This is a genomic window from Roseateles oligotrophus (assembly GCF_025717515.1).
GTDB classification, from domain to species: Bacteria; Pseudomonadota; Gammaproteobacteria; order Burkholderiales; family Burkholderiaceae_C; genus Paucibacter_A; species Paucibacter_A oligotrophus.
In genome coordinates, this window is the sequence record NZ_JAJIRN010000014.1 from 33391 (window position 1) to 56824 (window position 23434).

Genomic DNA, 23434 nt, shown 5'->3' on the forward strand with positions numbered 1-23434 from the left:
TCGGCGACCGCATTGCCTGCTCCCAAACGGATTGATTGCGAATCGGCAATGGCGGCTCCCGGCACAGCCACAAACTGTGCTAACGCCTTGTTGCATGGTGATTGCGCCGGTCAGGGCTTGTTTTGATGCGGGCCGCCGCCGCATCGGAACGGCGTTGGAAGTAGTGGCGGAACGACGGCGACTCAGCCGAACTCAATCAGTCAATCAATCAATCATCAAAGGAGATGCGATCATGACCAAGAAGGCATTGCTGGTAGGAATCAATGACTACGCCCCGGGTGGGGCAGGTGGGCCCGACTTGCGCGGCTGTGTGAACGATGTGCGAGACATGGCCAACACGCTTTGCGTGCTTGGCATTGTGCCGGCCGCACCCAACACCATGCGCATACTGACCGACACACGCGCCACCCGGGCGGCCATCCTGACCGGCTTCCGCTGGCTGGTCACCGGCGCCAAGCGCGGCGATGTGCTGGTGTTCCACTATTCGGGCCACGGCTCGCAGGTCGTCGATGTCAGCCATGACGAAGCCGATCAACGCGACGAGACCATTTGTCCGCATGACTTCGCCTCGGCCGGCATGATCAAGGACGACGATCTGCGCTCCCTGCTGATGGCGCTGCCGCCGGGCGTCAATCTCGACATCATCCTGGACTCATGCCACTCCGGAACCGCCACTCGGGCTGCCTTGTCGGTGGACGAATTGCTGGACGAGCCTGCGTTCACCAACCGCTATATCGAACCACCACTGGACTACGGTTTCTTCCTTGATGCCAACCCCTCAATGCCGGTTCGCGCCTTGATGAAGCCGGGCGGCATGGAGGGCGTGCGGCGCGACGCCGTGGCGGTGCCGGGCTTGAACCATGTGCTGTGGGCCGGTTGCCGCGACAACCAAACCTCGGCCGAGGCACGAATCGGCGGGGTCTGGCGCGGCATCTTCACCTACAACTATTGCAAGGCCTTGCGCGGCGCCGGCTTGAATGTGACCCGACGCCGCCTGGACGCACAGGTAACTGTAAATGTGCGCGGCATGGGCTATGCCCAGGTGGGCCAGCTTGAGGGCACCAATATCGCGCTGGATGAAAAAGTATTCACCTGAGTCGGGGCGCCAGGGCTTGGCGGCCCATGCCGCCAAGTTCGTCGTCCGCGGCTCTTCCTGCAGGGCCGAAGCATTCTGAAAGGACAGTCGGCATGAGCAAGAGGGTGCCGCATATCCGCACCATCGAAGGCAGAGGCAGTTGGCGCACCCGAGCCTTGAACGAATGGCTGCGCTGGGCGTCGCGCAAGCCGCTAGGCTTTGAAGACGACGTCGCGGCACTCAGGCGGCGCTACGAAATGCTTGACACGCGGCACTTCAAGCTTGGCCCCTCGGTGCGGCGCGAACCCGTCAGCTGCAATGGTGTGCCGGCCGAGTGGATCAGCGTGCCGCAGACTCAGCCCGGCCGCATCATCCTCTATCTGCATGGGGGCTCGTTTGCCTTTCGCTTTCCGAATGCCCATGCGAGTTTTGCGGCCCGACTCTGTCAGCGTCTGGGCGCAAAAGCCTTGATTCCCGACTATCGCCTGGCGCCGGAGCATCCGTTTCCGGCCGCGCCGGATGACTGCCAAGCCAGCTATCGCTGGCTGCTCGGCAATGGCTGCAAGCCCGAACAATTGCTGGTGGTCGGCGACTCGGCCGGCGGCAATCTGGCGCTGGTTACCCTGCACCGCAGCCTGCAAGCACGCGAGCCAATGCCGGCCTGCGCGGTGCTGCTTTCGCCCGCCGTTGACTGCACGCTGGACAGCCCCAGCATGGCCGCCAATGAAGCACGCGACCCGATGTTCAGTCTGCGTAATTTCCTGGTGCTGCGGCGTCTTTACGTGCCCTCGCCGCTGCTCTACACCCACCCGGATGTGTCACCACTATTCGGGGACTTTGCCGGCTTCCCGCCGCTCTTTTTGCAGGCCGGGCAGTCCGAGATGTTGTGTGACGAAGCCATAAGAATCGCCCACAAAGCCCATGCCAGCGGCGTTGATGTCGAGTTGGAGTTGTGGCCCGAAACACCGCATCTGTTTCAGATGGCCCCCTTTCTGCCGGAGGCGGTGCGTGCCTTGGACGAAATCGAGAAGTTCGTCTGCACTCGCATGGTCTGGCATCGCCATGACGAACAAGCTGCACGGCCTAAGGCTCTGCATTTACCGATCGCATCGCCCAAGTGAGGGGCGAGTCGTTCTTTCAAGCATTGTTCGAATGAAGAAACCCGCCTGAGGCGGGTTTCCTGAGTTGAGGCTTGGAAATCAGCGATTCGCCGCCGTCGCGCTGGCCTGATTGGACTGGCACAACTCATCCGAGTTGGCCGCCACCCGCCGCACGACATAGTGATAGGTCGTGCCATTCACAACCGTCGAATCGAGCCAGGTCGCATAGTTCGAGCTTGTCTTGCCGATCAAACTGTAGGGGCCGCCGCTGAGCGTGCTGCGATAGACGTTATAGCTATCCACCCCGGCGACATGGCTCCAGGTCAGCTGAATCTTGCCGGGCTTTGCTCGCGCCGCCAGGTTGGCAATGCAAGCCGCACAGGCCGCATCGCCCGCGTCGCGCACATTCACCGCCGCACTCGCCACGCCGCTCAGATTGCCCATGCCGCTGGACGGGAATGAACTGGCGGTGGTGTCGGTGACCTTCAGCTGCACCACGTAGTTGCCGACGCCCAGCCCCTGGAAGAACGCTTTCACATCGGGCTGCGGGCCAGAGGCGCCGTTGAATTGACCGCTGCCGTTCAAGTCCCAGGCATAGCTTTGAATGGTGTCGCCGGGCCGGCCGGGCTCGCTCTGCCCTTGATCGGGGTTGACGGAGCCGGTGCCGTCCAGGAACCATTTCGGCGTTGCGGGGCAGAAGTTGTAGGGGCCGTTGGCATTGGCGGTCGGCGCCAATGGCGGGATCGAAACCTGCACCATGACCGTGGTGGTGGCCGATTTTTCGGGGTTGGCGTCATCGGTGACGCGCAAAACGACCGGATAGCTGCCCAGGGCGGGGAAGGAGCGCGTCACGACCGGGCCGGTGGCGTCCCACACACCATCATTATTGAAGTCCCATTGCCAGGACTTGATGCTGCGCGCGCCGTCCTGGTGAAAGGAATCGGCACCGTCCAGGGTAACGGTCTGACCCACCACCGCCGGGTTCGGGATGGCCTTGGCGACTGCTACCGGCACGCCGGACTCGAACACCGTGCGGTTGAGCATCATGATCGCCCAAGCGGTTTCGAATGGGTACTGCTGACCGTCAAAGTTATGCCCCGACCAGTAGCCCGCCGCATCTTGATCCAGAATCAATGTGCGGGCAACTCCGTTGGACGTCGCGAGCAGGCCATTGCAGCCATCGATCTTGCCGAGTTCCGCGCCATACCAATCGGACGGACGCTTGTCGGTGTCATGCTTGAACGAGCGCAGGCAGGTGATCGGATTGGGCACGCCGTCGCCGTCCGGGTCATGCAGCAGCATTGCCTTGGTAAAGGAGAACAGGCCGTAGTAATAGTCCTTGATGCTGTAGTAGGGGTTGCCTGGGTAGATCAGGTCATTGCCCCAGTTCTCACGCATAAAGGTCTCGGCGCCCTCCCAGCTTGGTCCCCCGACGGGCGAGCTGCCGCGCCCGATACCGTCCATCACCAGTTGCACCATGCCTGACGCCGTGACCGCGTAGGGCCCCCAGACATGGCTACCCCCTTGGTAGCCAAAGTAGCCGGCGCCGTTGTCATAGTTGGGCGGGTTGGGCGCCACCTGAGAGCTGCGCAACCAGACCTTGTTCCATTCCGGCACCACATTGGGTTTAAGAGTGCCAGCATTCTGCGGTAGCAATGCGCCGAAGGAGCGCGCGCCCAGGATGCCGATGGCCATCCATTGCGAGATCGAGTTGTCGTTATAGCCATTGCAGGTGTAGTACCAACCTCCCCCAAACGGCGAGTCGTATTGGCAGTAGCTGATGTTGTCGACGATGTCCTGGGCGATGTCGATGTATTTGCGCCCGATCACATTGGCAGGGCCGCTCGGCGCGAGCGCATTGGGGGTACCACTGGCGACGATGGTGCTCAGCAGCATGCCGGTCTGGTAGCCCTCGTTTTGAGCGTTATAGATGGACAGACCGTTGCCATTGACATCGGGGTTATACGTCCCGCCGTTCACCCCATCGGCTTGCACGCCGATGCCGCGCACGCTCAACTGCGTGAACAAGAAGCGCATGCCGCGCGTCACCGTATCGGTATAGGGGTTGTCGGCCGAGCCGGCCACCTGGTGACCATTCACCATGAAGGCATTCAAATTGGCGGCGGTCACGCCGTGATAGCCGAGCGAGGCCGCGCCGCCCTGTTGCCAATTGCTGCAGTCGCTGCAAACGCCGGGCGAGCGGAATTGGGTCTTGTGCAAGTACCACAAGCCCTCATCGATCGCCACATTGGCCTCGACCTCCAGGCTCTTGGCCTTCATTTCAACGTAGTAGGTGCGGCTGGCCGCCTGACCCGTGCTCAGGTCCGTCACCGTCAGCCTTGCGGACCAGACCTGACCGGCTGGACCCACATAGGTATGGCTGGCTTCGATCGCGTTCATATCGCTGACGACACCCACTGCCGGCGCCGCGCCGTCACCGAAGTCCCATGAATATTGAAAGTTAGCGCCCTGCTGACTCGAAGTACCCTTGAGTCGTATCGCCCGGCCGGGATAGGTGCTGTGCGGGATCTGCGGATGGGTCGCAACCCAGGGCACCGTCTTCACCACCGGCACGACGGCCTGGGCCGGCGTGGCCCCGAAAACCCCGGCGGCCAAGACCCCCAGGGTTGCTGAAAAGAGGCGCCAGGCGCCGGGTTTTTTCGAGTTCATTGTTGAATCCTTTTTTAAGACAACAAATGGAGCGAGCAAAGCGGCTCCCTGTGCCTGCGGGCGGGCCGCTTGGCACATCTGAGAAGCAGGGAATGAGGGGCGGCCTGCGGCGCAAAAGCCGCGCCAAGACTCAGCGAGCGGGCGCGGAGGCGGGCAAGCGACGGCTGCTAGCCAGCGCCGCCAGCAAACCCAGCCCGACCAAGCTCAGCGAGACCGGCTCGGGGATATGGCCGTCTTGCTCGATGCGCAAGCTGCTGGACATAAATATCGCCGCTTGACTGTCTGGATCGAACTGCGTCAGGTAAAAGCCTGCGGTCGGGGCGATATCGGAGAACAGATAGCTGATCGTGGCGGTTTCCCCCGTATTGAGGACAAAGCGCCAGTCGGAGGCCATCGAGACATCGTCCTCCAAGCCGGCTGGCACGCCATTGAGACCGTCCAGTTGGCCGGCTAGGAAGTTGCTGTAGATATTGCCGAACTTAAAACCTGGCTCATCAATCTCCCAGCCTTGCCCGGCTGCGGCAATGCCCGAGCTGCTGCCGTTTTCATTGAAGAAGGTATTGACGGTCTCGTCAATTTCATGATCGACGAACAGGCCGGCATAGCGATTGCCCGCGCCGCTCAGCTTGATGGAGATCGAGCCCAAGCCACTGCTGGTGTTGAAGCCCGCCATGTTCACGCCCGCAGGTGCGAAGCCTTTGCTGATTGCTCCGTCGATATTGAAGGCGAATTCATACAAGCTGATCACCGGACTCGCCTGAGAGAAATTCGCCGACATCGCTGCCCAGACCATGAGCCAACCGTAAAGAAGTTTTTTCATTGCTGCCACCCTTCTTGTGAGCCACTTGATTTGAAAAGTGTCTGGATGAAAGGCCGGCAAAAAACAGCGAACGCTCCTGCTGGCACTAACTCAGACAATCGACTGACGGCCTGCAAACCTTGCTTGATTGCCTGGACCGTTGGTCGATTTGAGCGCCGCGCATGCGGTCGCGTTTGAGTTTGGACAACGACATAACAGATCGGCGCCAAGGCGCCACAGCTCAGCCCAAGGCCGCGCGGATCGCGTCGTCCACATCCTTCAGCCATACAAACTGCAAGGCTTGACGGCTTGATTCGGGCACCTCACGCAAATCTTTCTCATTGCGGGCAGGCAGCATCACGACCGCCAAGCCAGCTCGCTGCGCGGCGAGGACCTTGTCCTTGACTCCGCCCACCGGGAGCACCATGCCGCGCAGGCTGATCTCGCCCGTCATCGCGACCTCGTGGCGCACCACGCGGTTGGTGAACAAGGAGGCCAGCGCGATGAACATCGCCACGCCCGCGCTCGGGCCGTCCTTCGGAATCGCCCCAGCCGGCACATGCACATGGATGTCGACGGTATCAAACGCGCTGACCGCAATCTCCATGCTGGCGGCACGCGACTTGACCAAGGTCAGCGCCGCCTGCGCGCTTTCCTTCATCACCTCGCCGAGCTGGCCGGTCAATATCAGCTTGCCGCTGCCGGGCACGCGCATCGCTTCGACGAAGAGGATATCGCCGCCCACCGGCGTCCAGGCCAGGCCGGTCGCCACTCCGGGTGAGCTGGTGCGCAGCCCCACCTCATGTTCGAATTGAATCGGCCCGAGGATGGTGTCGAGATCGGCCGCTTCGATCTGCACCATGGTTTGCTCGCCGCCGGCCACCTGCATTGCCGCATGGCGCATCGCGCGGGCGATCTCGCGTTCCAGTTGGCGCACACCGGCCTCGCGGGTGTAATCGGCCACCAAGGCACGCAAGGCGGCGTCACTGAACTCGCATTGCTGGGCGCTCAGGCCATTGCGCTCGCGCTGGCGCGGCAGCAAATAGCGGCGCGCGATCTGGATTTTTTCTTCTTGCGTGTAGCCGGGCAACTCGATCACTTCCATGCGGTCACGCACCGCCGGCGGCACCTGGTCGATGACATTCGCCGTGGCGATGAACACGACCCGACTCAGATCAAAGGGCTGGCCCAGGTAGTTATCGCGAAAGGTGGCGTTCTGCTCCGGGTCCAGGACCTCCAGCAAAGCGGCCGACGGGTCACCATGCGAGCTGGCCGTTAGCTTGTCGACTTCATCCAGCATCATCACGCAGTTGCGGGCGCCGGCCTTGCGCAGGCCTTGCAAGATATTGCCCGGCATCGAGCCGATATAGGTGCGGCGGTGGCCGCGGATTTCGGCCTCGTCATGCACGCCGCCCAGCGACACCCGCACGAAAGGCCGGCCGAGCGCCCGTGCAATGCTTTGCCCCAGCGAGGTCTTGCCGACACCGGGCGGGCCGACAAAGCACAGAATCGGCGCCCGCCCGCCAGGGTTGAGTTTTTGCACCGCCAGGAATTCGACGATGCGCTGCTTGATCCGCTCCAGCCCATGGTGGTCGGCCTCCAGCACGGCGCGCGCGGCCTTCAGGTCGATCTCGGTCGCTGCGGGCGCGACCCAAGGCAGCTCGGTCAGCCATTCCAGATAGGTGAACTGCATCGAATACTCGCTCGACGCATCGGACATGCGCTTGAGCCGGGCGAGCTCTTTGCGCGCCTGCACTTCAACGTCCTCGGGCATGCCGGCCTTGGCGATCAAGCCTTCGAGCTTCTGCACGTTTTCATCGACCGCATCATCCTCACCCAGTTCATGCTGAATGGTCTTCAGCTGTTCGCGCAGCAGAAATTTGCGCTGCCTGTCGTCAAGCTGCTCTTTGGTGCGGTCACCAATCTCCTGCGAAAGACGCAAGACCTCGATGCGCCGGGTCAGCATCAGCAAGACCTTGTTCAGGCGCTCCTCCGGCTCCAGCGTCTCGAGCAAGGCCTGCTTCTCGGCCAGCTCGCCGTCCAGCAGGCTGGCGACGATATCGGCGAGTTGAGCGCCGTCGCGGGTAGCCTGCAAGACATGGGCCAACTCGGCCGGCACGGCAGGCAGCAACTGCAGAATCTCGATCGCCCGTTCACGCAACTGCAGGCCCAAGGCCTCGGCCCGCGGCGTTGACTGGATGTCTTCACTCACCAGCTCAACCCGCGCCGCCAAAAACGGATAGTCGGGCAGCAACTCCTTGATGCGAAAGCGCTGCACGCCCTGACACACCGCGTGGTGCATCTCATCGCTGGAGCTGCTGTATTGAAAAATCTTGGCCAAGGTGCCGACCTCGCACAACTCGGCCAGCGCGGGCTCGTCGGTACGGGCATCGCGCTGCAACACCACCCCCAGCGAGCCGCCATGCTGACGCGCAAACTGCACGGCGGCCACCGACTTGGGGCGCCCGACCGTGATCGGCACCAGCACATGCGGAAACAACACCACATTGCGCATCGGCACCAAGGCGATCACGCCGGCCGGTAATGCATCTTTATTGCTGCCGATATCCATGGCGGCCTCCAATTTTTTTCTCAGTCGGCTCCCGGCGAGCAGGCTGCGCGGGCCGATGCGCCATGCGCCGCCGCGTCTATCGTCATCATCAGCATCGTGTTTGCATTCAGGGCCTTGTCGCCCTTGTTCAGGCCTGGCGCCAGATAGTCGGTGCTGTGCACCTGCGGGCCGGTCTGCTGCAGCCTTGGGGGGGCGTCGCGCCCATTCGAACGCCCCAACAACTCGTCGGCCGCGCTGCGCGTGCTGCGGGAAAATTCTTTCAAAGCCCGCAGGTCGAGAATCTCGACCTCGCGATTTTTAACCTGCAGGAATCCCAGATCGGCCATGGCGCTGAAGGAGCGGCTGACGGTCTCGTGCGCCACCCCGAGGTGGCTGGCGATGTCGCGCCGGCACATGCGCAGCAGCAAGCGCAGCGGCGACTGCCCGCAGGCCTGCATTCGCGCGGACAGATCAACCAGAAAGCGCGCCAAGCGCACCTCGGCAGCCACCGCCGCCATCAAGTCGGCCACATCGCCATGGCGGATCAACTGCCGGCTGATGGCCTTGTGCAACATGCGTTCGAAGCCCGGCACGCTCTGGCCAAGTTCCTGCACATCCTGAAAGCGCATTGAATAGACGGTCGAATCCTCGATCGCCACGGCTTCGGTCGGGTGCCTGCCCTGGCACAAGGCGTCATAGCCGAGCAAGTCGCCGACGCCGGCAAAGGCGCGCACTTGCTGATAGCCATCCTCGCAGGTGCGAAAGCATTTGAACCACCCCAGGCTGACAAAGTAGAAGGCGTCGGCCTGACTGCCTTCATGGAACAAGGTCGCGCCGACGCGCATCTGCCGAGCCAGCAACGGAAAGCTGTCACTGCGGGCATTGACCTCGGCATGCGCCCCCATCAAGCGAAACAGGTCCGACAAGCTCTTGCGGCCGGACAAGTCAACCCGCGCTTGGCCGAGCTCATGAGTGCGCCTGTCACCAACGGTCAAATCGAGAGTTTGATTCATCATCTGCCTCCTAAGAATTAACCCAATTCACGATGGCTGAAGCATCGCGCCCGGCCGCTCGGGCTGCAATCGGCGCTTAGGCAGACAAGCTGTCGGATTTGCAGCGGCAACGCGGTGGCTTTCCTAGCGCCAATTCGGAATATTCCTAACGGCTTCGCCTCACGGAATCCGACTAAAATCGCCAATAGGCCGACCCGGCTTTGGCAACAATCCTGCTGACTTCCAGTGGAACGCATTCATGCAAGAGCTCGAACCATCCCTTAGCCCAAGCGAATTGCTGACTCGCCATGAAGCTTGCTTGGCCGGCGATGGGTCGGCTTCGGCGGGCCTGAGCGACAAAATTGCCAATGCCAATGCCAATGCCAATGCCAATGCGGTCAATGCAGCTTACGACGGCATCATCAGCGTCGATGAGCAGCAGCGCATTGTCTTGATCAATCCGGCCGCGCTGCGCATGTTCGGCTGCAGCGCGGATGAGGCAATTGGCAGCTGCCTGGCGCGTTTCATCCCGGCCGAATACCGCGAGCGCCACGCCGATCAGCTTCGCAATTATGCCGCCCGCCCCCAGCCCACCCGTGCGATGAGCGAGCGCGGTGAGCTCTTTGCCTTGCGCGCCAATGGCGACCGCTTCCCGGTGGCAGTGACCATTTCGCAGGCAATCGCTGCCGACCATCTTGGCCTGCCACGCACGCTTTGCACCGCCTTGGTGCGCGACCTCAGCGTGGAGCAAGACCTGCGTAGCGAATTGGCTGACATGAAGCATCAGTTCCGGCGCCTGTTCGAGTTGGCGCCGATAGCGATGCTGATCACCGAAGACGACACGATTGTCTTCGCCAACCGCAGCTGCCTGGCCCTGCTCGGCGCAAGCCGGCCGGAGCAAATCATCGGGCGGGCGGTCTTTGAATTGCTGCATGACGATTCCCACGCCGTCTTGAAGCAGCAGATGCAAAGAGCGCTGCGGGTACCCGCCGGTAGTTTGTGCATTTTGTCCGAGCAGATCACGCGTTTGGACGGAGGTCTGCGCAAGGTCGAGATCGCCATCGCCACGCTGCCGGGTGCGCACCGGTCCACCGTGCAAATGGTGCTCAGCGACATCACCGAGCAAGAGCATGCCAGCCTGGAGCTGCAGCAATCGCGCCACGAGTTGCGGCGGCTTTCGGCCAGCTTGATCGATGCCCGCGAAGAAGAGCGCCGCAGGATCGCACGCGAGCTGCATGACGAACTGGGCCAGCGCCTGAGCGCCTTGAAGATGGAGCTGGCGCAGACCGGCAAGGACTTGCATGGCCGCGCCATTCAGTCGCGCATCCACGGCATGCTGGACATGCTGGACGAAACGGTGGCCTCGGTGCGCCATATCGCCACCGACCTGCGCCCCTTGATGCTCGATGACCTCGGCCTCAACGCAGCGATCGAGTGGTTGGCACGCGAATATGCAAGCCGCATGGACATCGAGATCACCGTGCGCCTGGATGAAGACGAACCGCAGATGGAGCCTCGCATGGCCACCGCGCTGTACCGAATGGTGCAGGAGGCACTGACCAATGTGGGGCGACACGCGTGCGCCACCGATGTGCAGATCGAGCTGCGGGTTGACGGCAGGGAATTGGCGCTGACGATACAAGACAATGGCATCGGTTTCCCCGTTTGCGCCTCGCGCAAGGAGAACTCCTTTGGCTTGCTGGGCATGCGCGAGCGCGCCTTTTTGCTGCAGGGTCAGATGTTGATCGACAACCCGCCGGGTGGGGGGGGCCGCATTCGCATCCGCCTGCCCTTGCCGACCCAATTGTCCCGGCAGCAACTGCAGGCTCAGCAACAGCAGAAGTTCGAACAGGAACTGGATCAGATGCAAGCCAGCCAGGTCATTGCAGCAGGGCGGCCATGACTGCCTTGACAGAACAGCCCACATTGCGTTTGCTGCTGGTGGATGACCACTCCATCGTCCGTGAAGGCGTGCGGCGGATTCTGGAGGCCCACGAAAAAACCTGGTTGATCGACGAGGCCAGCAATGGCTTTGATGCGCTGGCGTTTTTGCGCAGTCATGCGGTGGATCTGGTGATTGTCGACTTGTCGATGCCGGGTTTGAATGGGGTTGACTTGATCCAGCGCATACGGCTCCAGCTGCCTCATGTGCGCATTCTGGTGCTGAGCATGCATGCGGAGGAGCAATACGCGATGCGCTCGTTCAAGGCCGGCGCGAATGGCTATTTGACCAAGGACAGTGCGACCAAGGAGTTGCTCGCGGCGGTGAATAAGCTGTTGAGCGGCGGGGCATATGTCAGCGCCTCCCTGGCGGAGCGGGTGGTGCAGCAACTCAACGGCGCGGTTGGCGTGCCCAGCCATGCCTCGCTCTCGAACCGCGAGTTGGAGGTGTTGCGGCGCTTGGTCGACGGCCAGCGTCTGACCGACATCGCGGACGACTTGCATCTGTCGATCAAGACCATCAGCACCCACAAGACCCGCATTCAAGAAAAGCTGCAACTGCCCAACCTCGCCGCCATCGTGCGCTACGGGCTGGAGAACCAATTGGGTGAACAGCCCCCGCCGACGGTGCCGGGGCTGTTGAGCTGACGACACCGCAAGCCGAGCCGAGCCGGGCCCTTGCTTGCCAGTTCAGCCGGTGCGCCGGCCGCCTGCTGCTTGGCGGCGTATGGCGGCTTGCGGCAAGGCCTCCTCATGCTCACGCTGCGGCTCGGTTGACTGCAAGGCTGTTTGGGCCGCTTTGCGTCGATTCTCGAAGTTGATCACCTGGGCCGAGACACGCCGGTCAATCACCAGGCCATTGACCTGCGACTGCGTCACGCTGGCACGTTGCCCCAGGGAGATAAAGGCATCGCAAGATTGACCGACAAAGGCCCCCTGAGCCCTGGAGACAATTTCATATCCTTGGCGTACACCCTTGGCCATGCGTTCAGCGAAGGTGGGATAGAACATCCCCAGGCGCCAGGGCGCACCGACAAGGCCATCGATATTCAGCGGCGGCAGCAGCACCGGCAGGCTGTCACTGACCGTGTCGGCGAACAGGTCGCTTTGCAACTGCAGCATTTGCTGCTGCGCGTCGACGACGGTGCCAAGCCAGCGATCACGCTGATCGAACAGCGTCTTCATGGGTTTAAGGAAGACCGACATATCGGCGCTTGTCTGTGTTTCAGTCATGGGTTTCACCTGATTGAGCGGGTAGAAGAGGCAAGCCGAACTGTCGATGCGGCGTCGCCGGGCTGAATTGAGAATCCGCAACTTGCCCGTCAAAGCCCCCACCCTTGTCAGACTGCGGCGCCCACCCCAGCCGCCTTGCGCCAACTCAATGCCGCCGGCGCAAGCCGCCTTAATCTTGAGCACCACAGGGCAGGGTCACCGCCCGCCCACTTTGAGTCAAGGAGGCCCTATGTTGCACGAACCCCGTTTGTCATTTGTGTTACTGCATGACGCGATGATCTGCATCAAACAGGATCAGCTCGCCTTGGCCGATCAACTCCACCGCTGTCACGCCGGCGGCGGGCGCTGGCTGCGGATGCGTGCACGCCTGCAGGGCGCACGCGCATTCGTGGCGCCACGCATCATCAGCTTGCTGTTGCTGGGTCTGGCCTTGCTGGCCGCCCTCGCTGTGCTGTATTGACCCGGCATGCGCAATGCGCCGCCCCCACTGCGATCGCAGACGCTAGCCCTGATTGAAGCCGGCCAAGGGCCGGTCGCCGCACCGGTGCGGGCGGTCTTGTTCGGCGAGGAGCGTTTTCGCCAGCATGGCCGCAGCTTGGCCGAGGCGCAGCGGATCGAGCGGCGGCGGCGCTGGAGTTGGCGGCAATTGCGGCCGGTGCTGCGCAGCCCTCATTTCTTCCCGCGCATCGCCGCCAATCTGCGCAGCCTGGAGCGCTCGCTCGCCTATCTGGAGGTGATGGACCGCGAGACCGAGGCCCTCAGCCCGGCGGCCGAATGGCTGCTTGACAACCACCACCTGATCGAGGCGCAGGTGCCCGAAATCCACAACGGCCTGCCGCACAGCTATTACGCCATCCTGCCCAAGCTGCGCGAGCCCCCGTTGACCGGTCTGCCGCGCGTCTACGGCATCGCCTGGGCCTTTGTCGCACACACCGACTCGAATTTTGATGCCAATCTTTTAAGCCAATTTCTGCTCGCCTATCAACAGGTCGATGCGCTGACTCTGGGCGAGTTATGGGCGGTGCCGACCACCTTGCGCGTGGTGCTGCTGGAGAATCTGGCGCGACTGGCCGAGGCGGTGGCGGGCCACCGGGCCGCGCAAGAGGCCGCAGATTGGTGCTGCGACCAAGCCGAGGGTTGGGACGATGCAAGGCTGCAGGCCATGTTCGAACGGGCCTGCGGCCGTGGCCTGCAGATCAGTTTCGTGGCCCAGATGGTGCAACGCACGCGGGCCCACAGTGGCAGCGAAGCGCCGCCCTGGGAGGCCTGGCTCAAGCAAGCCGCGCCCGAACCGGACAGTACCCTGGCCGCCGCCCATGCGCTGCATGCGGCCGACAATGTCAGCGTCAGCAACGCAGTGTCGGCCTTGCATGCGATCAACAGCCTGGAGTGGCGGGACTTGGTCGCCCGCGTCAGCCCGGTCATGCAAACGCTGCAGCGCTCACCCGCCTTTTGTGCCGACAGCGAGTTGACGCGTGACAACTGCAGCCACGCGATCGAACGGCTGGCGCGCCGCCTCAAGCGCTCGGAAATCAGCGTGGCCGAGCAGGTGATTGCGCTCACTCAGAGCCATCAAGCGCGCCCGCCTTGCTTCTGGCTGATCGGTGAAGGCCGCGCCAGTTTGGTCGCGGCCCTGGGCGGCTCGCTGACGACGATAGAGAGCCCTTGGGTGAATTGGCCCTGGCGCATTCGGGGCTGGCTTTATGCCTTGGCGCTGCTGCTTGGCAGCACCTTCTTGTTGCGGCTCTTGTTCCCGGCGCTGCTGGGCAACAGTCCGCTTGAATGGAAGATTATCATCACCCTGCCCCCGGCCGCCATGCTGGTGTTCGAGTGTGTATTGGCCTTGGTGAATCGGGTGCTGGCGGAGTCGGTGCGGGTACACCGCCTGCCGCGCCTGGCCTTGGACGGCGGCCTGCGGCCCGAAGACAAAACCCTGCTCGTGATCCCCTGCATGCTGGTCTCGAACGCCGGCACCCAGGCCTTGGCGCATCGCCTGGAACAGCATTTCTTGGCCAACCCGGAGTCGCATGTGCGCTTCGCCTTGCTGAGCGACTGGGCGGACGCGCCGCAAGCGAGCATGGCGGCTGACGCCGGACTCCTGAACGGGGCCTGCGCCGCCATCGAGGCTTTGAATCACCGCCATCCCTGCGCTCCAGCCGAATTGCCGCGCTTTGCATTGCTGCACCGGCAGCGCCGCTGGAGCGAAGGCGAGCGCGTCTGGATGGGCTGGGAGCGCAAGCGCGGCAAGCTGGAGCAGTTGCTGGCCCTGCTGGCCCCGCCGGACGAAGCGGAAAAGGCCGCGCCTGCGCAATCGCCCCCAGCACCCTTCATCGACTTCGGTCCGCTCAGCCGCTTGGAGCCTGGCACCCGCTATCTGCTGACGCTGGACAGCGACACCGAGTTGCCGCCGGGGGCCTTGCGCGAGTTGGTGTCAATCGCCGCCCATCCGCTCAATCAGCCCTGCCTCGACCCGCAAACCCAGCGCGTCGTGAGCGGCTATGGGATTTTGCAGCCACGCGTTCTGGCGCCGTTTGCCGAGTCGCTGCAGGCGCGCAATGCGCTGCCCGCTTTCGGCTGGCTGTTCTCCGGACCCTGGGGCCTGGATGTCTACAACGCCGGCAGCTCGGAGATCTACCAAGACATCTTCGGCTCGGGCAGCTTCAGCGGCAAGGGCTTGTTGAACGTGGCGGCGATGCACCGAGCCTTGCGCGGCCGGGTCGCCGAGAACCGCTTGCTCAGCCATGACTTGTTTGAGGGCATCTGGGCCCGGGCGGCTCATCTGAGCGATGTCGCGCTGATCGAGGCCGCGCCCGTGCACCCGGCGGTGGCGGCCTCCCGCACGCACCGCTGGACCCGCGGTGACTGGCAGTTACTGGCCTTGTTTGGGCAAGCTTGGCGGGGCCGCATCGGCATGCTGAATTTCTGGAAGATGCTGGACAACCTGCGTCGCTCGCTGCTGGCACCGGCCGCCTTGGTGCTGCTTTGGTGCTGCTTCGCCTTGAATACGCTGCGGCCTTGGGTGGCGCTGTGCCTGGTGGCCGCGGCCTTCGGCCTGGGGCCGCTATTGGGTGCCCTGGCCGCCCTGCTACCGGGCCGGCGCGATCTGGCGATGCGCCATTTTTTGCTCGAAGGCGGGGTCAATGTGCTGCGGGTGCTTGGCTGCACTTTGTGGCAATTGGCCACGCTCGTGCATAGCAGTGCGGTGCAAATCGATGCGATTGCCCGCGCGCTATGGCGCATGGGGGTCAGCCACCAACAACTGCTGCAATGGACGACCGCCGCGCAGGCCCAGGCACAGGCAAGGCTGGAATGGGCCTGGTTCTGGCGCCAGCATTACGGCATCACCCTGTTGGCGCTGGTCTGGGGCGGCACGGGCCTGTTGATGGCCGGCGCAAGGGCGCCCTGGCTGCTCGGCTGCGCGTCGCTGTGGGCGCTGGCACCGGCCTGGCTTTGGTGGAGTGCGCGGCCGCTGCAGCTTTGCCGGGCGCAGCCCTTGGAGGCCGGGCAGCGTGACTATCTGCTGCGCTTGGCGCGGGACACCTGGAGCCTGTTCGAAACGACGGTGACGGCGGCCGACCACCATTTGCCGCCCGACAATCTGCAACTCGAACCCGAGCCGATCCTGGCGCGGCGCACCTCGCCGACCAATATCGGCCTGTACCTGCTCAGCTGCCTGTGCGCGCAACGGTTTGAATTCATCGCCTTGGACGATCTGATTGCCCGCTTGCTCGCCACGCTGAGCACATTGGACAGACTACCGCGCGAGCGCGGCCATTTCCATAACTGGATTGACACCGCCACCCTGCAAACGCTGTCGCCGGCCTATATCTCGACGGTTGACAGTGGCAACCTTGCTGCGGCGCTGTGGGCGGCGGCGCAGGCCTGCCGGGAGTTGGCCGCGCAGTCTTCATCAAGCAGCAAACCGGACCAAGCGGTGGCGCTGCTGGATATCGCCACGCGCATGGACGCCTTGTGTGCCGCGATGGACTTCGGCTTTTTGTATGACCAGCGCCGCCGCCTGTTCCGCATCGGCTACCGACCCGGCGATGCCAGCTTGGACAGCGCCTACTACGACCTGCTGGCCTCGGAGTCCCGCTTGGGCAGCTTTGTGGCGATCGCCAAGGGTGATGTGGCGCTGCGCCACTGGCAGGCGCTGGGCCGGCCATTTTTGGCCGTGCGAGGCATGCCGGCACTGCGCTCCTGGTCGGGCTCGATGTTCGAATATCTGATGCCTTCGCTGTTGATGCGCGAACCACCGCAAGGCCTGCTGCAGCGCGCGACCGTCGCGGCGGTTCAAGCACAGCAGGACTTTGGCGCGCGCAACGGCCTGCCTTGGGGCGTGTCGGAATGTGCCTACTACGAGCAAGACGCCTCGCTGGCGTTTCAGTACGGCCCTTTTGGTGTGCCGGAGTTGGCGCTACGCCGCACGCCGCAAGAGGACCGGGTCATCGCGCCCTATGCCAGCACGCTGGCCCTGCTGGTTGATGCCCCGGCAGCGCTGGCGAATCTGCGCGCGCTGGAGCGACTCGGCGCGCGCGATCGCCACGGCTTTATTGAAGCCCTCGATTTCAGTCGGCCGCGCCTCGGCGACGGTGCGCCGCTGCAGCGCGTGGCCACATATATGGCTCATCACCAAGGCATGAGCTTGCTGAGCCTGTGCAATCTGCTCTGCGACGAGGCGCCGCGCGGATGGTTCGAGCGCGTGCCGCGGGTGCAAGCCTTCACCATGCTCTTGCATGAGCGGATGCCGACCGCCATCGTCTACCAATCACGCGCAATCCCGCGCCCGCCGCACAAACCCGGGCCCAGCGAACCCAGTGCCGGAGCCCGGCTGTGGCTGCCCGCCGATGCCGGCCAAGCCCCCTTGCCCACGCTGCTGCTGGGCAACGGGGCTTATAGCGTCGGCCTGCGGCCCGATGGCGGGGGCCAGAGTGCGTGGCGCGGGCAGGCAATCTCGCGCGCCCGCGACGACCTGCTGCGACCAACGCCCGGCCACGCCTATTTCATTCGCGGCCGTGGGCAAACCGACTTCTGCTCACTCAGTTCGGCACCGAGCGCCCACCCAAAAGGGCAATACAGCACGAGTTTTTTTGCCGAGCGGGCCGAATTCGAGCTCGGCACCGAGGCCTGGAGCACCCAGATGACGGTCTGGGTCAGCCCGGACGATGACGTCGAGTTGCGCCGCGTCAGCCTGCACAATCTGACCGAACATGCCGCCGAGTTCGAGTTGATCAGCTATTTTGAGGCGGTGCTGGCGCCACAACAGGCGGACGAATCGCATCCGGTTTTCTCCAATCTTTTCTTGCGTGCCCATGCCGCCGATCCGCAATGCCTGCTGCTTGAGCGGCGGCCTCGGCTGGCCGGCGAAAGCAGCCTGTGGGTCGCGCATTTTCTGGCCCTGGGTCATGCCGCCACCGAGCCCGAGTCCGAACTCGAATTGCTGTCCGTGCAGCTCGGCTGCGACCGCGCAAGCCTGCTGCCGCGCCGCGCGGAGATGAGTCAACTGCGCACGGTCAAGGAGGGGCCGCCAAGCCCCAGGAGCGGCGAACCAGATGTGCTGGAAACCCGGCTCGATCCGATCGCCTCGCTGAGCGTGCGCCTGCGCATGCCGGCAAGGGCCAAGCGCAGCCTGACCTTTGCCACTGCGGCCGCGGCGGATGCCAGCACGGTGATGGCGCTGGTGGACGAGTACCGCCAAGCCGTTCACTTGACGCGTTCGCGCCTGATGGCGGCCACCCTGGCACGCATACGCCAGCGCGAGTTGCGTCTGAGCGCCACCGACTTGCGCAATATCCAGGACATGACGACGCCGATGACGATCAGCTGCCCGCGCCCGCGTGCGCCGCCGGTCGAGCGGCTCGACCGGCGAGCGCTATGGCGCTTTGCGATCTCCGGCGATCGACCGATCTTGTTGATCAGCATCGGTGCCAGCGTCGGCCTGCGGGTGGTGCGCACCATCTTGACCGCGCACCGGGTCTGGGAGAGCCAAGGCTTGAGTTGCGATGTGGTGCTGGTCAATCAAGAGCCTTCGTCCTACTTGATGCCGCTGCAACATCAGCTGCTGGCCTTGCGCAGCAGCGTCGGTGGCGCGGCTCAAGCCGCTGGTTCAGGCGCCGGCGGCCTGCATCTGCTGCAACAGTTCGAGTTGAAACCGCAAGAGCTGGCCGCCTTGCGCGCCTACGCCCGCATCGAGTTGTTGGCGGACGGCCGCCCGCTGGCCAGGCTGCTGGCGCAGGCCTTGCCGGTGCAGACGGCGGGGCTGATCCCAAACGCCCGGCTGCTGCCAGAGCAAGTGCCCAGGCCCTGGCTCGAGGCGTCGGCGGCGGGCCGTTTCAATGCCGACGGCAGCGCCTTTGAATTCGACATCAAGGCCGAGCAATTGCCGCCCAGACCCTGGGCGAACGTGCTGGCTAACCCCCATTTCGGCTGCATCATTACCGAATCGGGGGGCGGCCATAGCTGGGCCGGCAATAGCCGCATGAATCAGCTGACCGCCTGGAGCAATGACCCCTTGCTCGACCCCGCCGCCGAGCATTTCCTGCTGCAAGACCGGGCCAGCGACGACTGCTTCGGCCTGCTGCCCAACCGCAAGCGCAATGGCAGCGCCGGCTATCACATCCAGCACCGCCCCGGCAGCAGCCTGTTCACGCAGGACAGGCCGGGTCTGCGCGTCGAAACACTGCTGATGGTGCACCCGCAAGAGGAGATGAAATGCTTGCGGGTCAGGCTGACTTGCAAGCCCGACGGCCCGGCGCGCCGCCTGCGCGTGCTGGGCATGGCCGAGTGGCAGCTGGGCGCGCAGCGGCGCGAGCGCATGACGCTGCAATGCGACTACGCGGCCGAGTCGCAGGCGGCGCTGGCCTGGCAACTGGAGCACAGCGGCGGCTTCGGCGAGGGCTGCGCCTACCTGCTGCTGGCCGGCCTGCAGGTCAAGCAATGGACCTGCGCGCGCGCCGAATGTTTTGACGGCGCCGGCAGCGTGCAGATGCCGCAGCACTTGAGCGGCATGGCCGGCTTCGGCCTCGACCCCTGCGCGGCCTTGCTGGCAGACGCGCAGCTGCAGGCGGGCCAGACGCTGGAGTTCTGCTGGGTAATGGGCTACGGCGCCGACCCGCAAGCCGCACGCGCGCAGGCCCAGCGCTGGCAGGCCCCCGGCGCGTTGGCCGGGCTGGAGCAGCTGCTTGACGCGCATTGGCGGCCGCTGCTTTCCACCATCACGGTGGCAACACCCGACCCCTTGTTCGATGCGCTGGTCAATCATTGGTTGCTTTACCAGACGCTGGCCTGCCGGCTCTGGGCCAAGGCGGGCTTCTATCAGGCGGGCGGCGCTTTTGGCTACCGCGACCAACTGCAGGACGCGATGGCGCTGGCCGCCGGCCGCCCCGACATGCTGCGCAGCCAGTTGCTGCTGCATGCCTCGCGCCAGTTCCCCGAGGGCGATGTGCAACATTGGTGGCATGCGCCGGGCGGCGCCGGCGTACGCACCCATTTCAGCGATGACCTGCTCTGGCTGCCCTATGCCGCGCAGCATTACCTGACGCTCAGCGGCGACACAGCCCTGCTCGATCAGGCCTGCCCATTTCTAGAGGGCCCGGCGGTGCCCGAGGGCGCCGAGGACATCTATTGCACGCCGAACTGCAGCACGGCCGAGGCCAGCTTCTATGAGCATTGCGCACGCGCCATCGACCATAGTCTGCGCTTCGGTGAGCATGGCCTGCCGCTGATGGGCTGCGGCGATTGGAACGACGGCATGAACCGTGTCGGCCATCAGGGGCGCGGCGAATCGGTCTGGTTGGGCTGGTTCTTGAGCGTGATTCTGCGCGACTGGCAGCCGCTGGCGCTGGCCCGTGGCGACGCGCCGCGGGCCGAGGCCTGGGCCGCAGCGCAGAGCGCCTTGAGCCTCGCCTTGGACACCCATGCCTGGGACGGCGCCTGGTTCCGGCGCGCCTATTTCGACAATGGCCACACGCTCGGCTCACTGCTCAACGCCGAATGCCAGATCGACCTGATCGCGCAGGCCTGGAGCGTCTTCGCGCTGGCGCCCGGCAACGCCCGCGCGACCCAGGCCATGCTCAGCGCCGATGCACGCTTGGTCGATAGAAAGGCGGGGCTGCTGCGCTTGCTCGATCCGCCACTGCAGGGCTCGGCCAACCATGCCGGCTACATCCAAGCCTACCCGCCGGGTGTGCGCGAGAACGGCGGTCAGTACTCGCACGCGGGCGTGTGGGCGCTGATGGCACAGGCGCAGCTGGGCAACGCCGCCAGGGCCTGGGAATATTTCTGCATGCTGAGCCCTGCGCACCGCGCGCGCAGCTCAAACGAGCAGGCGCGCTACGGCATTGAGCCCTATGTGATGCCCGGCGACACCTACTCGGCCCCGCCCTACACGGGCCAAGGCGGCTGGAGCTGGTATACCGGCTCGGCCGCCTGGCTCTACCGTGCAGCCACCGAATCGCTGCTGGGCTTGCAGTTGCAGGCCGAGCGCTTTTGCCTGCGCCCTTGCCTGCCGCCGCCCTGGGGCGAGGCGCGCCTGAGCCTGCGCCTGCACGGCAAGCAGATCGAGGTGCTGATCCGGCGCGGTGATGGGCAAGAGATTGAGCCCATGTCCGGCTTGGCCATACAGCCCGGTCAATGGCTGCACTTCGAGCAGCTGGCCGAGCGGCAACAGCTGCTGCTGCAACTGCCTAAGCAGCCGCGCCCTTGAGCTGTTCGGTCTGCTTGGCCTGCTGGTTCGGCCAACCCTCGCGATGCTCGATCAAGACCTGCGTGGCTTGCGATACGGTCAGCGGCGCACCGAGCAGAAAGCCCTGCACAACATCGCAGCGCTGCTCGCGCAAGAACCCCAGTTGCTCGATCGTTTCGACGCCTTCGGCTACCACCCCCATGCCCAAGGTATGGGTCATCGAAATCATCGCGGCGGTGATCGCCTGGCTGTCGCTGTCAAAGGCCAGATGGCGCACAAACATCTTGTCGATCTTGATCACATCAATGGGCAATTGCTTGAGCAGGCTCAGCGAAGAAAAGCCGGTGCCAAAATCATCGATCGCTATGCGCACACCCAAGGCACGCAGCTTGCTCAAGACCTCCGTGCTGTGCGGCATCGACTGCAGCAGGCTCTCGGTGATTTCGACACCCAGCTGGATCGCGCCGCTGGGCAATTGGTTGTCTTTCAGCGACTGTGCGATCGCATCCTCAAGGCCGTTGTGCAGGATCTGCCTGGGCGACACATTGATCCACAGATAGCCCAAGGTAAAGCCCTGTTCGCGCCACAGCCGCGCCTGCCGGCAGCCCTGCTGTATCACCCAGCGCCCGATCTCGCTGATCAGGCCGGTTTCTTCGGCCACGCCGATGAAGGCATCCGGCTGCACCAGGCCTCGCTCCGGGTGGTGCCAGCGCAGCAAGGCTTCCATGCCGACGATGTGGCCACTGACCATGTCTACCTGCGGCTGGTAGTACAGCTCCAGCTGCTGGCCGATCAAGGCCTCGCGCAGGCCACGCTCGATCAGCACCCGCTCCACCGCCGAGGCCATGATCTCGCTGGAATAGAAAGCATGCGTCTTGCGCCCCTGCTGCTTGGCGCGGTACATGGCGGCGTCTGCGGCGCGGGTCAGGTCTTCGATGTTGGCGCCATCGGCAGGGTAGAACGCGATCCCGATGCTGGGCGAAATGGTGACCTGGTTGCCCTCCAGTTGCATCGGCTCCGACAAGGTCGAAATGATCTTGCGGGCCATCGGTGCCACATCATCCACCCCGCCGACATCCTCCAGCGACACCGTGAACTCATCGCCGCCCAGACGTGCCACACCGTCCTGAGCACGTACCGAGTTACGCAAGCGGTGGGCAATTTCGTGCAGCAATTTGTCACCGACCGCGTGGCCCATGGTGTCGTTGATCAGCTTGAAATGGTCAAGATCCAGAAACAGCAAGGCAATGCTTTTGCCGCTGCGCTTGGCACGCTCGATCGAGCGCTCCAGATCGTTGGCAAACAAGAGCCGGTTCGGCAGCCCGGTCAGCGCATCGTGATGGGCCAAATGGTGCATGCGCTCTTCGGCGTTCTTGAGCGAATGAATGTCGGAGAACAGCGAGACATAGTTGTTCACCTGTCCGGCCGCATTCTTGACCACGCTGATGGTCTGCCAACTGGGGTAGAGCTCGCCGTTCTTGCGGCGGTTCCAGATCTCGCCTTGCCAATGGCCGCGCTCGGCCAGGCTTTGCCACATGCGCGCAAAAAATACCGTCTCATGGCGGCCCGAGCTTTGAAAATGCGGATTCAGGCCCATCACCTCGGCGGCCGAGTAGCCGGTGATAGCGGTGAACGCGGGGTTGACGGCGGTGACCCGGGCCTGCGCGTCGGTGACCATGATGGCTTCGCGGGCGCTGTCGAAGACAATGTCCGACTGACGCATATGTTGTTGCGAGCGCTGGCCTTCGGACAGATCGCGCAGCAGCAATTGCCAGCGCTCCCCCGGCAGCCGATTGATCACCAGTTCGACCGTCAGCATCCGCCCATCGCGGCAGCGCAATTCGGTCTGCCGCACCTCGCCAGCAGCGACCGGCATCGGCTTGTCCCCGAAGTCCTCGAACTCGGCCGCCGGCAACAGCTCGGACAAGGCCAAGCCGGACAACTCTGGCTCGGTATAGCCGCTCAGGCGCGCCACCAGCGGGCTCACCTCCAGCAGCAAGCCATGCGCACTGAAAATCATTTCGCCAAGCCAGGGCTGTGCCAGCACTCGCCGCAGGCGCTGCTCGCTGCGCCTTAAACGCTCGGCAAATGCGCCCAAACCGACGCCCATCAAGGCCAGCAAGGCGGCGAAGAACAAAGCCCAGTCGGGCGGCCCGAATGGCGGATGAGGCAACCATTGCAAGCCGAGCACCAGGAGCGGCAAGAGCAGCGCTACAACCCAAAGCAAGGAGAGCAGCCAACGGCCCTGATCTTGCAGCTCAGTGGCATCCCCGATCTCGGTGCTCTGGTGTCGAGCATCTGTTTTTACGCTTGGCATCGTCATCGGGCAATGGTCGGGCCTGGGCCGGCGCTGCCGTTGACATGTCTCAATGGCCCGGCAATTGACCGGG

Annotated in this window: 12 protein-coding genes; 6 read left to right on the forward strand and 6 right to left on the reverse strand. The window is 63.9% G+C overall.

What is annotated here, in order from left to right:
* The first annotated feature begins 232 nt into the window (after window positions 1-232).
* Entirely contained in the window at window positions 233-1096 is an 864-nt protein-coding gene (locus LNV07_RS24840; RefSeq protein ID WP_263573899.1) for a caspase family protein, read from the forward strand.
* Between the two features lie 92 nt (window positions 1097-1188).
* Window positions 1189-2196 carry an alpha/beta hydrolase gene (locus LNV07_RS24845; protein WP_318013809.1) on the forward strand — a complete coding sequence of 336 codons (1008 nt, stop codon included), beginning with the start codon at window positions 1189-1191 and terminating at the stop codon, window positions 2194-2196.
* A gap of 78 nt (window positions 2197-2274) precedes the next feature.
* On the opposite strand, the gene LNV07_RS24850 is transcribed toward LNV07_RS24845, so the two are convergent.
* The 4 genes from LNV07_RS24850 to LNV07_RS24865 all read right to left on the reverse strand — a co-directional run bounded on the left by LNV07_RS24850 (window position 2275) and on the right by LNV07_RS24865 (window position 9208).
* Window positions 2275-4845, reverse strand: coding sequence for a PKD domain-containing protein (locus tag LNV07_RS24850; RefSeq protein ID WP_263573900.1), 2571 nt, complete (start codon window positions 4843-4845; stop codon window positions 2275-2277).
* 130 nt (window positions 4846-4975) lie between these two features.
* Window positions 4976-5665, reverse strand: coding sequence for a hypothetical protein (locus LNV07_RS24855; protein WP_263573901.1), 690 nt, complete (start codon window positions 5663-5665; stop codon window positions 4976-4978).
* 220 nt (window positions 5666-5885) lie between these two features.
* Window positions 5886-8216, reverse strand: a complete 2331-nt coding sequence (gene lon, locus LNV07_RS24860; RefSeq protein ID WP_263573902.1) for an endopeptidase La — start codon at window positions 8214-8216, stop codon at window positions 5886-5888.
* Between the two features lie 20 nt (window positions 8217-8236).
* Window positions 8237-9208, reverse strand: coding sequence for a Crp/Fnr family transcriptional regulator (locus LNV07_RS24865; protein WP_263573903.1), 972 nt, complete (start codon window positions 9206-9208; stop codon window positions 8237-8239).
* Window positions 9209-9446: 238 nt separating this feature from the next.
* Between LNV07_RS24865 and LNV07_RS24870 the strand changes: the two genes are divergently transcribed.
* Together LNV07_RS24870 and LNV07_RS24875 are read left to right on the forward strand one after the other, a co-directional pair.
* Window positions 9447-11090 (forward strand): PAS domain-containing sensor histidine kinase, encoded by a 1644-nt coding sequence (locus LNV07_RS24870; RefSeq protein WP_263573904.1) that lies wholly within the window; start codon window positions 9447-9449, stop codon window positions 11088-11090.
* Entirely contained in the window at window positions 11087-11776 is a 690-nt protein-coding gene (locus LNV07_RS24875) for a response regulator (protein ID WP_263573905.1), read from the forward strand. The genes LNV07_RS24870 and LNV07_RS24875 overlap by 4 nt, the downstream gene beginning before the upstream one ends.
* A 42-nt stretch (window positions 11777-11818) precedes the next feature.
* Here LNV07_RS24875 and LNV07_RS24880 read toward each other — a convergent pair whose 3' ends face one another.
* On the reverse strand, window positions 11819-12361 hold the full coding sequence (locus LNV07_RS24880) for a hypothetical protein (RefSeq protein ID WP_263573906.1): 543 nt from the start codon (window positions 12359-12361) through the stop codon (window positions 11819-11821).
* Between the two features lie 229 nt (window positions 12362-12590).
* Here LNV07_RS24880 and LNV07_RS24885 point away from each other — a divergent pair, with 229 nt between their 5' ends.
* Both LNV07_RS24885 and LNV07_RS24890 read left to right on the forward strand, forming a co-directional pair.
* Window positions 12591-12821 carry a hypothetical protein gene (locus tag LNV07_RS24885; protein ID WP_263573907.1) on the forward strand — a complete coding sequence of 77 codons (231 nt, stop codon included), beginning with the start codon at window positions 12591-12593 and terminating at the stop codon, window positions 12819-12821.
* A gap of 6 nt (window positions 12822-12827) precedes the next feature.
* Window positions 12828-21065: a GH36-type glycosyl hydrolase domain-containing protein gene (locus tag LNV07_RS24890; RefSeq protein ID WP_263573908.1), complete on the forward strand. Its 8238-nt coding sequence runs from the start codon at window positions 12828-12830 to the stop codon at window positions 21063-21065.
* Here the strand turns inward: LNV07_RS24890 and LNV07_RS24895 are convergent.
* Complete coding sequence (locus tag LNV07_RS24895) at window positions 21046-23361, reverse strand: putative bifunctional diguanylate cyclase/phosphodiesterase (RefSeq protein WP_263573909.1); 2316 nt, start codon at window positions 23359-23361, stop codon at window positions 21046-21048. The genes LNV07_RS24890 and LNV07_RS24895 overlap by 20 nt on opposite strands.
* Window positions 23362-23434: the final 73 nt, after the last annotated feature.

Bases quoted from the DNA above. Each gene is read 5' to 3' on its own strand.
- LNV07_RS24845 (WP_318013809.1), top strand. From the start codon at position 1,189: ATGAGCAAGAGGGTGCCGCATATCCGCACCATCGAAGGCAGAGGCAGT.
- LNV07_RS24880 (WP_263573906.1), bottom strand. From the start codon at position 12,361: ATGACTGAAACACAGACAAGCGCCGATATGTCGGTCTTCCTTAAACCC.
- LNV07_RS24855 (WP_263573901.1), bottom strand. From the start codon at position 5,665: ATGAAAAAACTTCTTTACGGTTGGCTCATGGTCTGGGCAGCGATGTCG.
- lon (WP_263573902.1), bottom strand. From the start codon at position 8,216: ATGGATATCGGCAGCAATAAAGATGCATTACCGGCCGGCGTGATCGCC.
- LNV07_RS24895 (WP_263573909.1), bottom strand. From the start codon at position 23,361: ATGCCAAGCGTAAAAACAGATGCTCGACACCAGAGCACCGAGATCGGG.
- LNV07_RS24885 (WP_263573907.1), top strand. From the start codon at position 12,591: ATGTTGCACGAACCCCGTTTGTCATTTGTGTTACTGCATGACGCGATG.
- LNV07_RS24840 (WP_263573899.1), top strand. From the start codon at position 233: ATGACCAAGAAGGCATTGCTGGTAGGAATCAATGACTACGCCCCGGGT.
- LNV07_RS24870 (WP_263573904.1), top strand. From the start codon at position 9,447: ATGCAAGAGCTCGAACCATCCCTTAGCCCAAGCGAATTGCTGACTCGC.
- LNV07_RS24875 (WP_263573905.1), top strand. From the start codon at position 11,087: ATGACTGCCTTGACAGAACAGCCCACATTGCGTTTGCTGCTGGTGGAT.
- LNV07_RS24865 (WP_263573903.1), bottom strand. From the start codon at position 9,208: ATGAATCAAACTCTCGATTTGACCGTTGGTGACAGGCGCACTCATGAG.
- LNV07_RS24850 (WP_263573900.1), bottom strand. From the start codon at position 4,845: ATGAACTCGAAAAAACCCGGCGCCTGGCGCCTCTTTTCAGCAACCCTG.
- LNV07_RS24890 (WP_263573908.1), top strand. From the start codon at position 12,828: ATGCGCAATGCGCCGCCCCCACTGCGATCGCAGACGCTAGCCCTGATT.